This is a genomic window from Chloracidobacterium sp., assembly GCA_016711345.1.
GTDB lineage: Bacteria > Acidobacteriota > Blastocatellia > Pyrinomonadales > Pyrinomonadaceae > OLB17.
The window spans coordinates 2,302,303-2,318,221 of sequence record JADJTD010000001.1 but is presented as its reverse complement, the minus strand read 5'-3'; the positions used below and the strand labels follow the sequence as shown (position 1 = coordinate 2,318,221).

13 protein-coding genes are annotated in these 15,919 nt (G+C 50.1%); 4 read left to right on the top strand and 9 right to left on the bottom strand.

The features are described 5' to 3' along the window. Nucleotides 1–12 precede the first annotated feature (12 nt). The gene (locus tag IPL32_09580) at nt 13–2,085 is read right to left on the bottom strand and encodes a hypothetical protein (protein MBK8466071.1); all 2,073 of its coding nucleotides are present in this window, start codon (nt 2,083–2,085) and stop codon (nt 13–15) included. 209 nt (nt 2,086–2,294) lie between these two features. Between IPL32_09580 and rlmN the strand changes: the two genes are divergently transcribed. From rlmN to IPL32_09565, 3 genes are read left to right on the top strand one after another with little or no spacing between them, the layout of a single operon-like run. Next, nucleotides 2,295–3,293, top strand: a complete 999-nt coding sequence (gene rlmN / locus IPL32_09575; protein ID MBK8466070.1) for a 23S rRNA (adenine(2503)-C(2))-methyltransferase RlmN — start codon at nt 2,295–2,297, stop codon at nt 3,291–3,293. A gap of 1 nt (nt 3,294) precedes the next feature. Further along, complete coding sequence (locus IPL32_09570) at nt 3,295–3,801, top strand: hypothetical protein (protein ID MBK8466069.1); 507 nt, start codon at nt 3,295–3,297, stop codon at nt 3,799–3,801. 52 nt (nt 3,802–3,853) lie between these two features. Next, on the top strand, nt 3,854–4,321 hold the full coding sequence (locus IPL32_09565; GenBank protein ID MBK8466068.1) for a hypothetical protein: 468 nt from the start codon (nt 3,854–3,856) through the stop codon (nt 4,319–4,321). Between the two features lie 61 nt (nt 4,322–4,382). Here IPL32_09565 and pgeF read toward each other — a convergent pair whose 3' ends face one another. After that, a complete protein-coding gene (gene pgeF / locus IPL32_09560; GenBank protein MBK8466067.1) occupies nt 4,383–5,306 on the bottom strand; it encodes a peptidoglycan editing factor PgeF in 924 nt (307 codons plus the stop codon). Here pgeF and acpS point away from each other — a divergent pair. After that, nucleotides 5,287–5,667 carry a holo-ACP synthase gene (gene acpS, locus IPL32_09555; protein ID MBK8466066.1) on the top strand — a complete coding sequence of 127 codons (381 nt, stop codon included), beginning with the start codon at nt 5,287–5,289 and terminating at the stop codon, nt 5,665–5,667. The genes pgeF and acpS overlap by 20 nt on opposite strands. Nucleotides 5,668–5,689: 22 nt before the next feature. Here acpS and IPL32_09550 read toward each other — a convergent pair whose 3' ends face one another. The 7 genes from IPL32_09550 to IPL32_09520 form a co-directional block, all read right to left on the bottom strand. After that, complete coding sequence (locus tag IPL32_09550) at nt 5,690–8,215, bottom strand: hypothetical protein (GenBank protein ID MBK8466065.1); 2,526 nt, start codon at nt 8,213–8,215, stop codon at nt 5,690–5,692. Between the two features lie 7 nt (nt 8,216–8,222). Continuing rightward, nucleotides 8,223–10,094: a DNA/RNA non-specific endonuclease gene (locus tag IPL32_09545; GenBank protein MBK8466064.1), complete on the bottom strand. Its 1,872-nt coding sequence runs from the start codon at nt 10,092–10,094 to the stop codon at nt 8,223–8,225. A 526-nt stretch (nt 10,095–10,620) separates the two neighbouring features. Further along, the gene (locus IPL32_09540; GenBank protein ID MBK8466063.1) at nt 10,621–11,163 is read right to left on the bottom strand and encodes a hypothetical protein; all 543 of its coding nucleotides are present in this window, start codon (nt 11,161–11,163) and stop codon (nt 10,621–10,623) included. Between the two features lie 5 nt (nt 11,164–11,168). Next, nucleotides 11,169–13,064: a PQQ-binding-like beta-propeller repeat protein gene (locus IPL32_09535; GenBank protein MBK8466062.1), complete on the bottom strand. Its 1,896-nt coding sequence runs from the start codon at nt 13,062–13,064 to the stop codon at nt 11,169–11,171. A 26-nt stretch (nt 13,065–13,090) separates the two neighbouring features. Then, complete coding sequence (locus tag IPL32_09530) at nt 13,091–13,645, bottom strand: hypothetical protein (GenBank protein ID MBK8466061.1); 555 nt, start codon at nt 13,643–13,645, stop codon at nt 13,091–13,093. Between the two features lie 4 nt (nt 13,646–13,649). Beyond that, complete coding sequence (locus tag IPL32_09525) at nt 13,650–14,810, bottom strand: hypothetical protein (GenBank protein MBK8466060.1); 1,161 nt, start codon at nt 14,808–14,810, stop codon at nt 13,650–13,652. A 136-nt stretch (nt 14,811–14,946) separates the two neighbouring features. Then, complete coding sequence (locus tag IPL32_09520) at nt 14,947–15,888, bottom strand: sigma-70 family RNA polymerase sigma factor (protein ID MBK8466059.1); 942 nt, start codon at nt 15,886–15,888, stop codon at nt 14,947–14,949. Nucleotides 15,889–15,919: the final 31 nt, after the last annotated feature.

The window sequence follows — 15,919 nt, the reverse complement described above, 5'->3', positions numbered from 1 at the left end:
CCCTGAAATCAGTTAGTTTTTCTTTTTTACCCCGGTCACTTGCCAGGAAACTTTTACATTCGGTTTATCTGTGCGTATCTTAAACTTGTTTGCTTCGATCTCCTCAGCAATTATAGCCTGAGCAAATACGCCCATAACCGTGAGCTGGTATCTGAAATCTCTACCAATAACACTTGCCTCGTTCGGCAATGTTACGACCGCAAGACCATCGGCGTCAGTGACGATTTTGCCGCTATACACATTAATGCTGTCGGCAGCGTCAGCGATACCACGTTCAGATCCTCTGTCGCGCAAAACCCGTCGCGTACCGTCCGGCCTTTCCTCGGTGATCGTGCCGGCCACAACCAGATCTCCTTCGATGCGTACATCATTATTAAAGGCAGCGTAGTCGTTAACGAATAGATTGCCCAATCCGGTTCCATAGCCTACCAAAAGGCCGCCATCGATACTAACACCACCTCGAACATATACCGAATCAGTATCCCGCCCAATGTATATTGAGTTGCTTTGTGCCGATGCGGTGACGCCCGCACCAATGACGGTTACGTAACTCAGGTCTCCATTAGGGACATTCGCATTTGCGCCGATTATCGTGTTATTGCTTCCGGTAGTGTTCGCTGATCCTGCCGAGCGTCCGATAAATGTGTTCGTGTCGCCGGTCGTCGTAGCTCCGCCTGCGTTACTGCCGATGAACGTATTCTGCTGGCCTGAAGTGTTCGCATCGCCGGCCGTGGCACCAAAAAATGCGTTATTGCCGCCGCCCGCAGTATTGAAACCTGCCTGATACCCAAAAAAGGAGTTGCTAAATCCGGTAGTGTTGCTGCTGCCGGCTGAACGCCCGAAAAATGAATTGTTGCCGCCGGTCGTCGTGCCAAATCCCGCGTTTGTTCCAAAGAATGAATTGTTACTCGCGGTTGTGTTTCCCAGGCCTGCGCTATGGCCAAAAAATGCATTGCTGTTTCCGGTGGAATTGCCCGCACCCGCATTACGGCCAAAAAACGAATTGTTAAATCCCGTAGTATTTGAATCGCCTGTATCGCTTCCAAAGAACGAGTTCTCGGAACCGGTCGTATTTATTCCGCCCGCGTCAGAACCAAAGAACGAGTTGTCGGTGCCACCCGCCTGAATACCATTTCCGGCGTTAAAGCCAAAAAAGGAGTTATCGGCACCGGCTGCACCTGAGTTGATGCCAACAGCGATGTTCTGTGTGCCGAAATTGGTCAACACATTCTGGTCACCAATGCGATAAACGCCCGAATTGACAATCGTCCCGGTGATGATATTGCCGTTGACGTTCGACGCCTGAACGGTTCCGGCAGTGAGCGTTCCGCTGACGGTGCCGTTTCCGCCGATATTGAAATTTGTTCCCGTCTGTTGTGTCGTACGGTTTTGAATGTAGTCCGCATCGCCGGATGGCAGGTTGCCTGTCAGCGTTCCGTTGACCGTAAGGTTGCCGGTGAGAGTCGTATTACCGCCGACGATAAAATTGCCGCCCACACTGAGGCCGCTGTCAAAGTTGCCGGCGCCGCCGAAATTTCCCGATCCGCTTATCCAGAAACTAGCTCCGGCTTGCTGCTGCGCTCCGGAGTTGCGAATATAACTATTGCTTCCGGGCAGCGGATCGCGGGCGTCTGTCATTCGCGGATCGGTCGTGACGACATATTGATTTGCTGCTACTCCGCCAAGCTGTGTGGCATTTGTCGCCGTCGCCGAATTTAAACTTCGCACAGAGTAAGGGGCCGAATTTACCTTTTGACGCGGACTAAGTACCGTGAACACTCCAAGGCCAGACGTGCGCACCGCAATATCGAGAAATCTATCAGTTCCCGACAATGTTCCCGCACCGAAATCAAGCGAAACTGTAAATATGCCGTTCGCGACCGCGACGTTCAACCGTTGAAGTGTGCTGCCTTGCTGCGCCCCTGCACTCACCAGATCAAACAGCTTAAATTCAAAATCGTAATTACCGTTTGCCGGCGAGCCGCTCGATTGCAGACTGCCTTGAAATGTAAACGCCGTTGTCTGCGCGGATATGCTCGCGCAAAAACACATCGCAACCAAAAATACCATACACAGGCTTTTCATAATCCGGTTATTAGCTCCTTATTATTCAGAATGATCGCTTTAATGATGCCTTAGATCGCGACTATGGTCAATCGTTATTACCTTGCCATAAGTAACGATGCGGCGTTATTACTTATCGCGTCCGAATTACGTTAAAATGTACTTTATGAGCGAAAAGCTTCATCTTTTGAGTTTATCGAGGACTGAGCTCGAGGAACTCGCGGCGTCATTTGGCGAGCCGAAGTACCGCGACGCAGGTTTTTAAGGCTCTGCATGAGCGGCGGTTGACGACGTTTGACGAGATCACCGACTTGCCAAAAAAGCTAAGGGCAAAACTGGAAGAGACCGCAGACATCTCACGTCTGACAGTCGAGTCAAAATATGTTTCGACGGACGGCACACGGCGCTACTTGATGAAAACGCACGACGGTTTTCCGGTCGAGACGGTTTACATTCCAAGCGAAAAACGCGACACGATCTGCTTTTCATCACAATCGGGCTGCCCGCTAAAATGCGATTTCTGCCTAACTGCAAAACTCGGCCTGTTAAGAAATCTGACCGTCGGCGAGATCATCGAGCAGATCATTATTGTTTTGAATGACGTTTACGGAATCGGAAGCGAAACGCCGCACGGCACAAATCTAGTAGGGATGGGTGCGGGCGAACCATTCCTGAATTTTGACAACCTGATCGCGTCGCTGCGAATGATGTCGGACGAGGACGGACTTTTCATCGTGCCGAACCGCGTGACCGTCTCGACCGCCGGCATCGTACCGCGCATTTACGATCTCGCAAAGCTCGACGACCGTCCGCATCTTGCTATTTCTTTGTCGTCGGCAAAGGACGAGCTTCGCAATAAGCTGATGCCGATCAACAAACGATGGGATCTCGACGAACTGATGACAGCGGCAAAAGAATTTGAAGGTAGCCTAAAACGCGGCGAGCGGTTTACATTTGAATACGTAATGCTCGGCGGCGTCAACGATGCGGACACAGACGCCGCTGAACTGGCTCGATTGCTCGACCGTTATCAACTTTCGCGAGTGAAGATAAACTTGATCCCGCACAACGGCGCCGAACAGCTCGATTACAATACATCAACGCCCGAACGTGTCGTGCGTTTCAAAACTATTTTAGAATCACGCGGCGTCTCTGCATACGTCCGCACACCGCGCGGGCGGGACATTTACGCTGCTTGCGGGCAGCTTGCCGCAATGAACGAAAACTAATATGGAATTGTTAATCCCAGGATTGCTGCTGGTCGCTTTTATGGTGTGGGCGTCGACACGCATTAAAAAAAATGCGGCGGCTGCGTTTGATCCCGAGACCATCGAAACCGACGAATTCAGCATCCAAAAGCCTGAGGGCTTTTTGCATAATCTAAACGGCGATCCGAAATATATCTTTGAGGCGTACTCAAAAGAATTGAGCAAAGTGAATGACAACTTTCGTATCGGCACGGCGACTATCACTAAGATCAAAAACAGCACATTGGAAAATGTCGTTACCGAGCTGTTGCAAACTGACGATTCGGTGGACCACGGAACCGAGATAATTGACGAACACCGTTACCGTCATATTGAGTCACATAAAAATAACGATGGCGTCGAAACGGGTGTGTCATATAAACTCGCAGAGAAAAACGGAAACGTCTATAAACTTGAAATTGCTGCCCTAAAAGAATCTGCTAACGACCAATGGATCGAAACCTTTTTTGACAGCTTTCGCGTAAAATAGATGCAAAAGCCCGCACGTTAGTAAGGGCGAAACACACAACATTTGAAATAATATGAAACATAGTTATAAGTTAGTTTTGTTTTCGGCAATATTTTTTGCGGTGGGATCGTTCACAGCAAATGCACAGACCGTAACAGGCTCGATCGGCAACGCCACTTTCACGCCCGGTAAAAGTGTTCGTGCGACGGTCGTTTTGAGTTTGCCCGGCGGGCTTCATGCAAACTCGCGCTATCCCGGCAATGAATACGCTATTCCGACGACGGTTCGAGCCACGGCGAAAGGCGTTCGCGTCGGAGCGGTAAGCTATCCGCGTGGCCAAAATCGCAAGTTTGAATTTTCGTCTGAAACGATCAACGTTTACGAAGGCCGGACGGCGTTTGGATTTAACATCACCGTACCGGCAAACTACACGGCGAAAACTCTACGCGTAAGCGTGTCTGTAAAATACCAAGCGTGTACCAACGAGGTTTGCTACCCGCCGAAATCCAAAGAGATCACGCTGACAGCACGAAGTCAGTAACATAGGCCCGTAGCTGAAAGCTAGCGGCTAGTAGCTAGGATATTATCCTGGCCGCTAGCTTCTAGTTTTTACCAATGACAGATAGCAGCCTTCCGGTTTTTCCGAACTTTTGTTTTTCGAGACGATAGGAAAAGAACAGATTGGGCTGCTCTATCGTGCAGAAAGGAGCGGTTAAAATATTCTCAACAGCAACGCCGCAATCGATCAATTGATCACGGTTTGCGAGGTGAAGATCGACCAGAGCGTGGCCTTCGCGTGTCGGTGAAAAGTACTTTTTGCTCTCGGCAAACTTCTCAGAAAAAGCGTCGATCACGTCTTTTCCGATCTCGTAATTTCGTCCACAAGCTGCCGGGCCGATCGCGCAGATCATATCAGCCGGATCTGCTCCGTAAGTTTTCGTTAGTTGCTTAACAGCTTTCGCAACAATTGATTGAACGGTTCCGCGCCAGCCTGCATGGACTGCTGCAAACGCACCCGTTTTCGGATCACCGATCAGAACAGGAACACAATCCGCAGTTTTCACACCCGCCAAAACATTTTCGAGATTTGAAACAATAGCGTCCGCTTTGGTCTCTGAGCTGCGAACATCGTCAATCGAAGCCGCAGTTTTGATCGCATCGCCATGCACCTGCCACACGGTCGCGAGGCTCAGATCTCTGCCGAATACATCTAGAAAGCGTCTCCGATTTTCGTAAATATTTTCTGCTGAGTCTTCATCAAAACCCGCGAGATTAAGGTCGCCGTGCGGAAACTCAGAAACGCCGCCAAGCCGCGTGGAAAAGCCATTGATAAAACCGGCTGACTCGAGTTCACGACAGACAAGAATCTTTACACCATCTTTTTCGCGCCAAAAAAAGCCCGCATCGGTTAGAATTAATTCATCGGGCACTAATGGTAAACCACCCGCTACCGCAGGTGGTTCTGACCCTTGCGACTCGCGACTAAAGACTCGCGACTCATTGTTTATGATCGTTTCTATCGGCATCGATATCGTTGAAGTCTATCGCATACGTGATACTATCGCCAGAACTCCGCGATTTCTCGACCGCGTTTTCACTAAGAGCGAACGTGCTTACTGCGAAGGCAAGGGCGAAGCCGCGTGGCAATCGTACGCCGGACGCTTTGCCGCAAAAGAAGCTTTTCTCAAAGCATTGAAAACAGGCTGGCGAGGCAAGGTCACCTGGAAGGACATCGAGGTGGTTTCCGGCCCGAAAGGCGTTCCCCTATTTAACATCACAGGCGAGGCAAAAAAACTAATGGAAAAACACCGCGCCAACGCTGTGCATCTCTCGATCTCACACACCGCCGAACACGCTGTCGCTCAAGTCATACTTGAAAAGGTGTAACTGGTCCCGGCTGCGTCAAGAGCTACTTTTGTATCGTGACCTGATCCGTCACAAAAAAGTAACTACCAACTAATTCCTGAAACGCTCCTAACGAGGAATCAAATTCGTTTTTGTTTTTTGCCGTCAAGACGATCAGCACAACAGACTTCGCCTCATCAATGTAGGCCAATGCTTCATAATTCCCATGGGAATCATTGGAAAAGTATTTGATGATTGCGGTCTTGCCTTTGCCCAGATCAATCGTTTTGGCATCATCAACCTTGAGTATCGGTGAGTTGCGCTTAAAATTGTCGATATCATTTTTGATAACGTCGTCAACGGTCTGCTTGTCACTCTTTTTCATGACATTTGTATACATGACCGTCACGCCTTTGCTCCAAGAGGAGCCTTTTGGATAAAAAACCGCATGGAGCCCCTGACCTACACCACTTTGGTTATCCATAACCCATCCGTTGGGCGCGGACAGCAGATAGGAAAGGTTCGGCCCATAAAGCATGCCGGAGTTCATTTCACCAGAATTCTCTTTGGGCGTTTGCTCAGTTGTCGAATTCGGCGTTGGTTTCGTCGGAGCTTCCGACGCCATCGGCGGCACTTTCGGCGCAGGTGGATCGAGGTTGAAGAATGCCACAGGAGCGTCGTGGTCGGACACACGCTCCGGCCTTGTAGCGTCGGCTGAGTAAGAAACCGGAAAATCCGCATTGAGCCGGGCGTAGCCGAATTTTAGCCGCCCTTCGTTCATTTTCAGCAGCTTCTTGTTTATCAAAATATGATCGAGCACCTGTGCAGATCCTTCATACACATAACTGTATTTGTTCGCCGGATCGCCCATAAAGTCGGCAAGGTTATAGAGTCCCGTAGCAAACGTTTTTGACGGCACCAAAACAGTCTGATCGGGCTTGCCTTTAAGTGTACCGATCAGATCATTGTAACCGTCATTAGCAAGATAGGCGTTAAAGTCACCGCACACGACCAGCATTTCTTCGGGATTTGCTTTCTGCCTTTCGACGACAAAATTCGCTAGCCATTCGGCTTCCTGCTTACGTTTTTGGCGTGTGCGCGGCCCGTCTTTTTCGCTGTCGATACCGCCGTAGGATTTGAAATGATTAGCGATGGCCGTTATCTCCAGCAGAGTTGCTGATTTCGCATCAATGGCCTGTAAGCGGATCAGGAACGGCGGCCTATCGAACAGACTGAGATTGCTGCGGCCGTCGAAATCAAGCTGTACGTCTTTTGCAAGTAGCTTCGTTTCGAGGACTTTAAGCCTCGTGGATTTGACCAAAAACCCATTGTCAATGCCTCGCGGGTCGTTGCCTTCCTCGAGATACGCTTCGTATTTTGGATCGGGCTTGCCGTCGGCAACGGCGTCGGCGTTGATCCTTACCGCGAGTTTCTTAAGCGATGTCAGGTTTTCGACTTCGCCGACTCCGATAAGATCGGGCATCGACAGAACGTTTCGGATCGCAAGCGAGGTTTTCGCCAGCTTCTTTTGAAACACTTCTTTCGGTGCCACCGCTTCGTCACGGACGTTTGAGGAATTCTTTTCGTCATCAAATAAATTTTCGACATTGAACGCCGCAACAGTTATTTCGCGTTCACCTGCGGACGACACTTTTGTAAATGTCCTGTTTCCTTCGATAACCGGCGTGTTCGTCGCATCGACCGCAAGCGTGTAGCGTCCGGAAATATATTCGATAACTCCTGTCAGATCTTTGACGGTTGCTCCGGCTGTAACTTCGATTATTTTCGAACCGCTTTGGAAGACGCTGTCTACGCGGAGCATCTCAGGATTCGTATCAAAAAGGGGAACAGTTAACGGGAGATTGTTGCCTCTATGGGTAAAATAATCTACGCCCGCTTCGCGCATCGGCCTTTTCACGTTTGGCAGTACGCCATAAAAAACGCCGTCCGAGGTCATCTTCCAATCGGTCCTCTCGTCTGCCACTTTCCCGCCTGTCGGAGCGACGACGACAAGCGTATCGACCTTAACGCGCATTCCTTCGTAGCGTTCTAAAATGTCCAACTTATTCGGCACAAGGTCGTTTGAGGTAAGAGTTATCGGCGCGGGCAGCGGATTCTTAGATGAAATTATTTTAATTGTCGTCTTACCAATGTCGGTTCGTGTATATCCAAACCTTTCCTGACGCGGCAGATATTCTTCGACAGTTCCTGAGACCTCGACAAGATCGCCAATAGCGCCAGTGAACGAACCGTTCTGGCCGAGAAAGATAAAAATGCCTTCCGATGTCGCAGGATTGCCGTCAATTTTGTCATCAGGCGTTTGTATAAAAAAACCGTTGCGGCTCCGAGCCGTCACGATGCCGCGCGTAGTGACCTGCTGATTTTCCATCGCCGAGCGCGCCTTCTCGCCCTGAATGGCAGCGATTGAAGTAAACTGCTGCGCCGACGCGGCAAAGCTCAATGAGAAAATCGCTAACGCTAATGCATAAACCCGCACGTTAGTAAGGGCGGACCACACAATGTTAAATTTTCCGCCCATACTTACATGCGGGCCTACGCATCGAATTAAGGCATCGGGACTAATACTCATAGTTTTGTTACTGCTTATCCACACGCTTCTTTAGACGCACCCGAATCTGCGGACGGACCTTTGAAAGAAAATTAAGACCTGTGACCTGTTCGATCTTACCGACATTAGTACGATACTGCGTCCAAGGCCTGCTCACGCTCTGGGAGTTTGGCATTAAGACGCTGATAACGCGTGTAAAGTTGTTTACACGCTGCGCATCATCTGAACCGACCGGCAAAACAACGATCACCTTCCACACCTGTGCCGGTACTGTAACACGACCGCCGACTATCGTATTTCTAAGGCCTTGTAACCCTGTACCGCCAACACCTGCACCGCCTGTAAAAATATAAAGCTCATTTCCAGCGTCAACTAAACCGCGGCAGTAATCTTCGAGGTCGGCCCAGACGAGCTGATTATTGACCGGCGCCTGCGGGATCATGTTCGTCATCAGGAATGTTGCCGAGTTGTCAGCGATGGTATTGACCCTATCTCCGGACGGACACATATGCCCTCTGTCAAAACCTTCACCTTGCGGGCTTCCGGTGTAATCGCTTCCCTGTACGCGATACCATCCTGCCAGATTTGGAAGTGTAGTATCTTCCCGATAATCGTCCTGCCTTTCCACATTTCCTAACCACGACGAATCCAAATGCCATGCGACCCAGTTAGGTGTACCGCGGTCGCGGCTGTATGACAACACATACTGATTCTTTTCCATCAAGTAGTCATTCGGATATCCGATCGGCTCGGTCTGTGCATCCGATGGATTGCCAAGGACCTGATGCTCGGATGCCGTGTGAGGAGTCGTTGTGGTTACTGTTAGGCTAATGGATGTCGTAGCTGTTCGCAGTTCCGCATCGGCAATGTTGACCGGCAAAGTGCGGCTTCCGCTGGCAGTGCCCACCGGAATCTGCATCGAATACGAAAATACATTGTCACCTGCTGTCGTATCGCCGTTTGTGCCGTTGTCAAAGAACGACTGCGTGGCCGAACCGCCGAGAGATGTCAGGTCGGTGCGAACGGTGATGCCTGTGCTTGGCGGCGAGGAAGCAGGCACAACTGTCACTCTTAACAAGGTCGTTGCTCCCGGCAGAAGCAAACTTGGGCTCGCGCTGCCAATGCCCTGAAGCTCACCGCTGCCTCCGCCGCATGGAGCCGGAGCGGTTGATGTATTGCGTGGTGACGGTATCGGGAATACGGGAGGATTATTATAGAGGTCAAAATCCAGGTTGTTGTTGTCAGTATCAGTACAGCCATCAGTTTTCCTGGCCATACCTTGAGTAGCAGTGATCGCAACGCCATTATTAACCGACGGGTTGCCGCCCTCGCCACTATTGGCGGTGCCATTGCCTGCTGCACCCCAAGCGACCCAATCAATGAAGGCTTCCAACTGTGTTGGTGTGCAGGGCGTAGCCGTGGCTCCACAGGCTGAGCCCGGAATGCCTCCGGCGGCTACGATACCAACCTTGCCGCTCGTTCCCGACATGCTGATGTTCGTAGTAGAAGCATCCGGCGTTACAGGCAGAGGAGTTGTACCGGGAGCCGCACTGTTTAGCTGAACAAGATAATATTGTCCCGGAACGAGCGTCGCATTTGGCAACGCAAACGAACCGCCGCCAAAATTACCAGTCGCCGAACCATAAAGCAAAGTAAGGCCGTTGAGTGACTGCGGCGAGGCCGAAACATTCTTGATCTCGACCCAGTCATTATTGTAATAACCATTTCCGCCCGAAACCTGGCTCAGCACGAGCGTCGTGGATGCCGCAACACGATCGGTAGCTTCCGCCTGCTGATCGTCCTGAACACTAAATACATCCTGTGCAGACGAATGAAACCCGAGCGTCAAAAACGCGGCAAAAGCCGACAACAATGCGAAACTGACCAAATACTTCTTCATTAAATAACTCCAAAACGCAAGAGCCGTAGTTTTAAGGATAAACTCTATTTTTACCACGAAACGCCGATGAAACAAAGGTCAAAACTTCGCACGGCTTATTCTGAGGGGTATCTCAGCTGACGTGACTGAGTCTGTCCCGTGTCCCAAGTGTCCCACTGTCCCACTGTCCCACCGTTTTTTTTCAAAATCAGGAAAACAGGCTAAATATTACAAATACACGTTTTAGCATAAAATGAAGGCAATTTTTGCATCTAAATCGCCGTAAATTGTGGCAATCTGTGGCACTGTTTGCCACAACTTTCTCGCCTTTTTTTGTTGTCAAATATCCAACACCGCAGCAAACCTACAACGATGCGCGTGACCAAGCTAACACAACGCCGAACGAATTGAAATACCAATTTTCCCGATATGACGTGGTTTTCTCGATTTTACGTGATTTTCCGATGAAATCTGTAGATCCATGGGCGCTTCAACGCTCACGAGCGCCCGTACTTAATGTGCAGGCTACAGACACAAACGAGGATTTCTAGTACTGATATTCTTTTTTCTTGCAATCAGGCTCTGTATCGTATCCAAGGTAGTAATACGTATGCCAGATACACTTCCCTTTGAGAGGCTTTCCGGTCCAAACGGTTGAATGAAATCCTTCCCGGCTCGTACAACTACGAAAGTACTCCAATTTTCCATCATTATTTATATCTGAGCGGGCAACACCATTTTTGACTTTGATGCGTCTTACTCCTATCACGCCAATACCGTAGTTAATGTCGCGATCATTAGATATTTTTATTCGGTAGAACGAAATGCGAGATGCGATGTCCATTTCACTTGAACAGCTCTTAACTTCTTTTGATTCGATGACAGCAGTTTTGACCTTTTGGGGTCTATCCGGGAGAACAACTTGTATTTTTTCACCGGGTTTCAGTTTGGTGTTCGGTATCGCCAAACATGCAAACCGCCCGTCAATGGGATTAGCGGTTCCTAATCTCGTCGGCAGCTTTGTTTGAGCAAAGGCTTCGACCGCCAAAGCAAAGAAACACAGACATAGAAAAAAAGGTATGTTGTTCATGATCTTCACCTGCTCAAAATATCAAACGCCTGCAGCTTACTGCCGTTTGCGGAATACAAGAGATTTGACGTTTCGTCCGTCACGAACGACGCATCAGGGTCGGATGCAAGGATGTATCTTGCATCGCGGCCGGTGTGAACATTTACCCCTACCAAGCCTTTTTTGTCGAACGGTTTCTTGATGTCGGTGTAGAAATACATATAGTTCGAGCGCAGTTCAGCGAGGCGTTTGCGGCGGAGCAGATAGTCGCCAAAACGTTCCATCTGCCGCGCCGGATCGAGCCGGTCGAAAATGCTCTCTTGAACGTCGGAGCGCGACGGCGTTGCACGATCAATAGCGCGGCCAATTATCCGGCCGCGAATATCGGTTGCATTTGGCATTGAAATTTGTGAGCTGCCAAAGCGACTTAAGAAACCTGGATCGCGTCCCATTGAACCGTATGCGTAAAATCGCCCGGCAACATAATTTCGTGCCGAGTTGCTCGCAAGTGTCGTCAGATCGACCGAGCCGAATCGAGTTCGCAGGCCCGACCAACGAAACGAGTTTGCCGCGCTCGCAAAATTCAATCCTGTTCGAGCAAAACCGATCGCGGAAGTCGCAATGCCGCCGTATCGAAAATAGAGTGCCGCTGCACGAAGAGCAATTCCGGCAACCGTACGAAACACGCCGCGACCCGGAGCGGTGTGACGAGCACGCCATAGCTCAGGAGCTTTTGAGTCGCGAAACGAAAATGCAGCGATCTCATTTCGTCCGCCGACAATGGCTTGTCCGCCTTCGTTCAGCAAAACGAATTGAGCCTTGTCTATTTTATGATCGCGTTTTGCAACACGCTTGCCGTTTCGTGCGTCGAGCGTTATCAGATCATCTTTGTCAGCTATGAGAATTGTGTTGGTATCGGCAAAAACAAAATTGGTCAGGCCCTTATCGGCACCTTTATATCGCCACAGGGTCTTGCCGTTTCGCGTGTCGATAGCCGAGACGCCGAATGGGCCTTTTTCTTTTGGCTCGCCATTTTTCAACTGCGTAAATTGGCCGCCCGTCCGCACATACAGAATGCCGCCGACTATTGCCATCTCGGCGCTGATGCCGAGGTCGCTTGCTTCCCAATTTTGTTTTCCCGTGCGGCGGTCAACGGCTCGGATCTTACCTTTGCCCGATACAAAAATATGGGTGTCATCAAAAACCGGATCGGCCTCAGTAAGCGCAAGGCCGTCTTCGTTGATCTTAAATTTTTCGCGCGTCTTTTCTTTGCCGGTGCGTGCGTCGTACGAAGTCGAACCTTCGTAAAACAGAAACAGCCGACCATCAAGGAGCAGCGGAGCGCGGTAATTGTCGAGCGTGTAATCGATGTCGCCGAGGCCTTCGCCAAAACGCGAGGGCATCATCTCGATGTTGTTATCGAGATCGCGTTTCCAAAGCTCGTCGCCGTCCGATAGCCGAAGCACATGAACAACCGGTTTTCGTTTGAAATTATCGTCGGCCTTGCCGCGTGGATCTTTGACAAGAACAACAGCGATCAGATCATGTTCAGGATCGACCGCTAGCTGCATCACATCCCCTTTGACCTTTTCGCTTTCCCAAATGCGAGTACCGGTCAAGAGATCAACTGCCTCAAGACGCGACTTACTTCCGAGATTGCGCGAAAACAAAATAAGATCGGTATTCGGCACAGGCGTAACCGCAGTTTCGTCGATCTTGCCCGTATCACGACGCCAAATACGCTCACCGCTTTTGCCATCGATGGCGTACAGGCTCTTCTCAGTTCCGGCTAGAACAATGCCGAAATCAGTAGTTTGATAGAACCTGATTTTTGAGTCGAGATTAGATTGCCAAACAGGCTGGCCAAAAGAGATCGCCGCAAAAAGCCACAGAATGCACAAAAGTAAAACAAATGCTTTCATGCTCTCATTTTAACCCTTTGAGGGCTTTATATGAAGAAATTTACGATCCTCGTCCAAATCATAGATATGATGAGCGTTTCAGGCAAATTTGGTGTTTCAAGAACTGATTTGCGTTCTATCACTTTTCCATCGCCATACTTTTTCTTAAGCAGTTCATTGTTCATTTTCTTAAGCCGTTCATTGTCGAATCTTTCGACAGAACACATATTCATGGTCAAGCTCTCGCCGCGCGATCTACCGGCGTACACCGTGTATTTAGTGCCAATGGTCGGAACGAAACTACAACTGCTACTGACATCTGTATCTACAGTTATTTCAGGTTCGTCAAAACCTTTCCAAATCCGAAACACTTTGAATCGAACCGGTTGGACGATCTCGTTATAGTTTTGGTTCTTACCAATCTTTCGTGATACGGATTTTTTTTCGCCAAGCGCGATGACCTCGCCTTCAAAGATCGCTGGAATGACTTTGTGATACTGTTCCATGTCTTTCAACGACATTCCAAACCAATTGACGCAGGAGCAGGCCGATGCAGTCGATACAGAAATAATGAAGGTAAAAATTATTAAGAGTAACCGCATAATGCTATTGGATCCTATACGCTTTGGCTTTCCACACGACGACTACTATGCCGCCGAGCGAGTCGACGATGTTTCTCAGTCCGCCGTCGAGTTTTTTGTATTCGTTAGTGCCGCGTCGAATGTTGGTCGTCGGCTGGTTGTTGTATGCAGAGTCGTACCAGGCACCGTTGCGGTTCGAGAATGTCTTGCCGCTTACGGTTCGCGTGACGGACATCTGACCAATGTTCGACTGATTCGATTGATTTTGCTGCGAACGCATCGGACCGGCGAGCTTTGGCGGAGGAGGCGGAGCGTCACGGCTCACACTTCGGGCGTCAGCTTTTCGTTTTGCGAGAGCGGTACGATCTTTGTCTTCTTCTTTCAACGCTTCGGCGGTTGCTTTTTTCTCATCGCGTTCAGCGGCAACGCCCGTCGAAGCCGAGTCATCTGTGACTGGAGCGGCAGCAGCGGGCTTTTTGGCAGCCTGTGTCTTGGCTGCTTCTTGTCCGTCAATAATAAACGTATTTTCGGAACCAGAAGCTCCATCAACCTGAAACTGTCCGCTGCGTGCTCCCGCCGCGGCATCTGCCGGAGCAGACGTTACAGATGTGGGCTGTTCAGCATCACGTCTTGCCATTGCCGTATTTGAAGCGGAATTTGCAGACATGGTGGCCGCGTTGGCAACGGACATTGGAACTTCAGAAGGCGTCGGCATCGCGTCAGAATTTTTACTGCTGGAAATTGCACCGCCGCGTTTGTCATCCGGCTCGGCGATCTGCGAAATGGTCTCATTCGATTTGCCCGATCTCTGCAAAACAAGAAAACCCAAAAGCCCGCCGAAAACCAACACTAATGCTCCCATCCCCAAAGCGAGATTGGGCGTTCGGAAAAGACGTTGATACCAAGGAAGTATAGTTTCTACCGCAGGCTTGGAAACAGCGGGCGCGAAGCTGTCTTCGGACGTAACACTCATCTGCATCGCAAACGAAAGCTGCTTTCGGCATCTGTCGCAATCCGCAAAATGCCCGACGTAGAGCAGCCGTGCCTTTTCAGGCAAAGCGTTCTCGGCGAACGCAGCTATCACGTCGGCATCAAGATGCTCTTTCGATTCCGGCTCAAGCACACCTCTATCAGGCCGCGCCTTTCGCAGAATTGCGTCGATCTCTTTGTCGAATTCAAGTTCCATCAAAAATATTCACCACAAAGACACAAAGTTCACCAAGAAATCAAAAACACCAGATCATTTTTCTTCTCGCCTTTTCATCCTTTGTGTTCTCTGTGCCTTTGTGGTTAAAAGGCTCTCGTAACCATTTACAGAACGCTCACGCCCAGAAATCTTGCAACAATACTGCAAACGTCAATACGGCGAACATCGTTTCAAGATTGATGCCGAGGCTCGCGGCTGTGTCGCTGAGGTGCCGTTTTACTTCGCTGTCGGTCCAGCCGTGATGGTTACGCAGCTGTCGTTCAACGCTCTTTCGTATTTCGGTCTGGACACGAGTTAACTTTCGGCTGGCCGTCGCCTCGTGATAACCAAATGTCGCGGCGATATCCTTTAATTTAAGGTCGTCAAAATAGTATAGCTTAAGGATAAGCCGGTCCTCAGCTTCAAGTTCGGCGATCGCGGCGCTCAGCGCGTCGGTAACATCAGATGATGTTTGTTTTTCAGTTAAAAGGTCCTCGGGGTTTTCGGTGTGCGATCCGAAGTGGTTGTTATCGCCATGCGCCGCTTCGCTGGCAAGATTTTCGAACTCGCGGTCCTCTTCGATCTGGACAAATTTCGACTGTTTCCGAAACTGATCGACCGCCAATTGCGAAACAACGGCCCGCAGCCAACCGGCAAGCGAACCTCGGCCCGAATAGTATGCTAATTTGCTTTTCTTATTGCCCTGAGCGTCTTGCCGCAAACCATAAAGCTCCGCCCAGATCGAACTCGCAAGATCCTCAGCGTCTTCGTTGTTCGAGGAAATTTTTCGCGCCGCAGATTTTACGGTGGAATCAAAATTTGCGACCAGGTCTTCCCACGCCCGCTCGTCGCCGCGTTCGCACGCAACGATCAGACACAGGTCGTCGGCGCGTATCTCTTGGACAAACGTTACGATGTCCGCATGTTCCGGCGAGCTGCCGCCTGCAAGCAGGTATTTCTCGACCACAGCCGCGACACGCGGCCGCAGGTCTTTTGCCTCAAGCGAGCGAGCGTTGTCTGCACGCGAGATCAAATGAACAACAGCCTCATCAATAGTCGAATTGAATTTTTCAGGCAAGTGGCTCATCAATAGCGCTGGCAAGATTTTA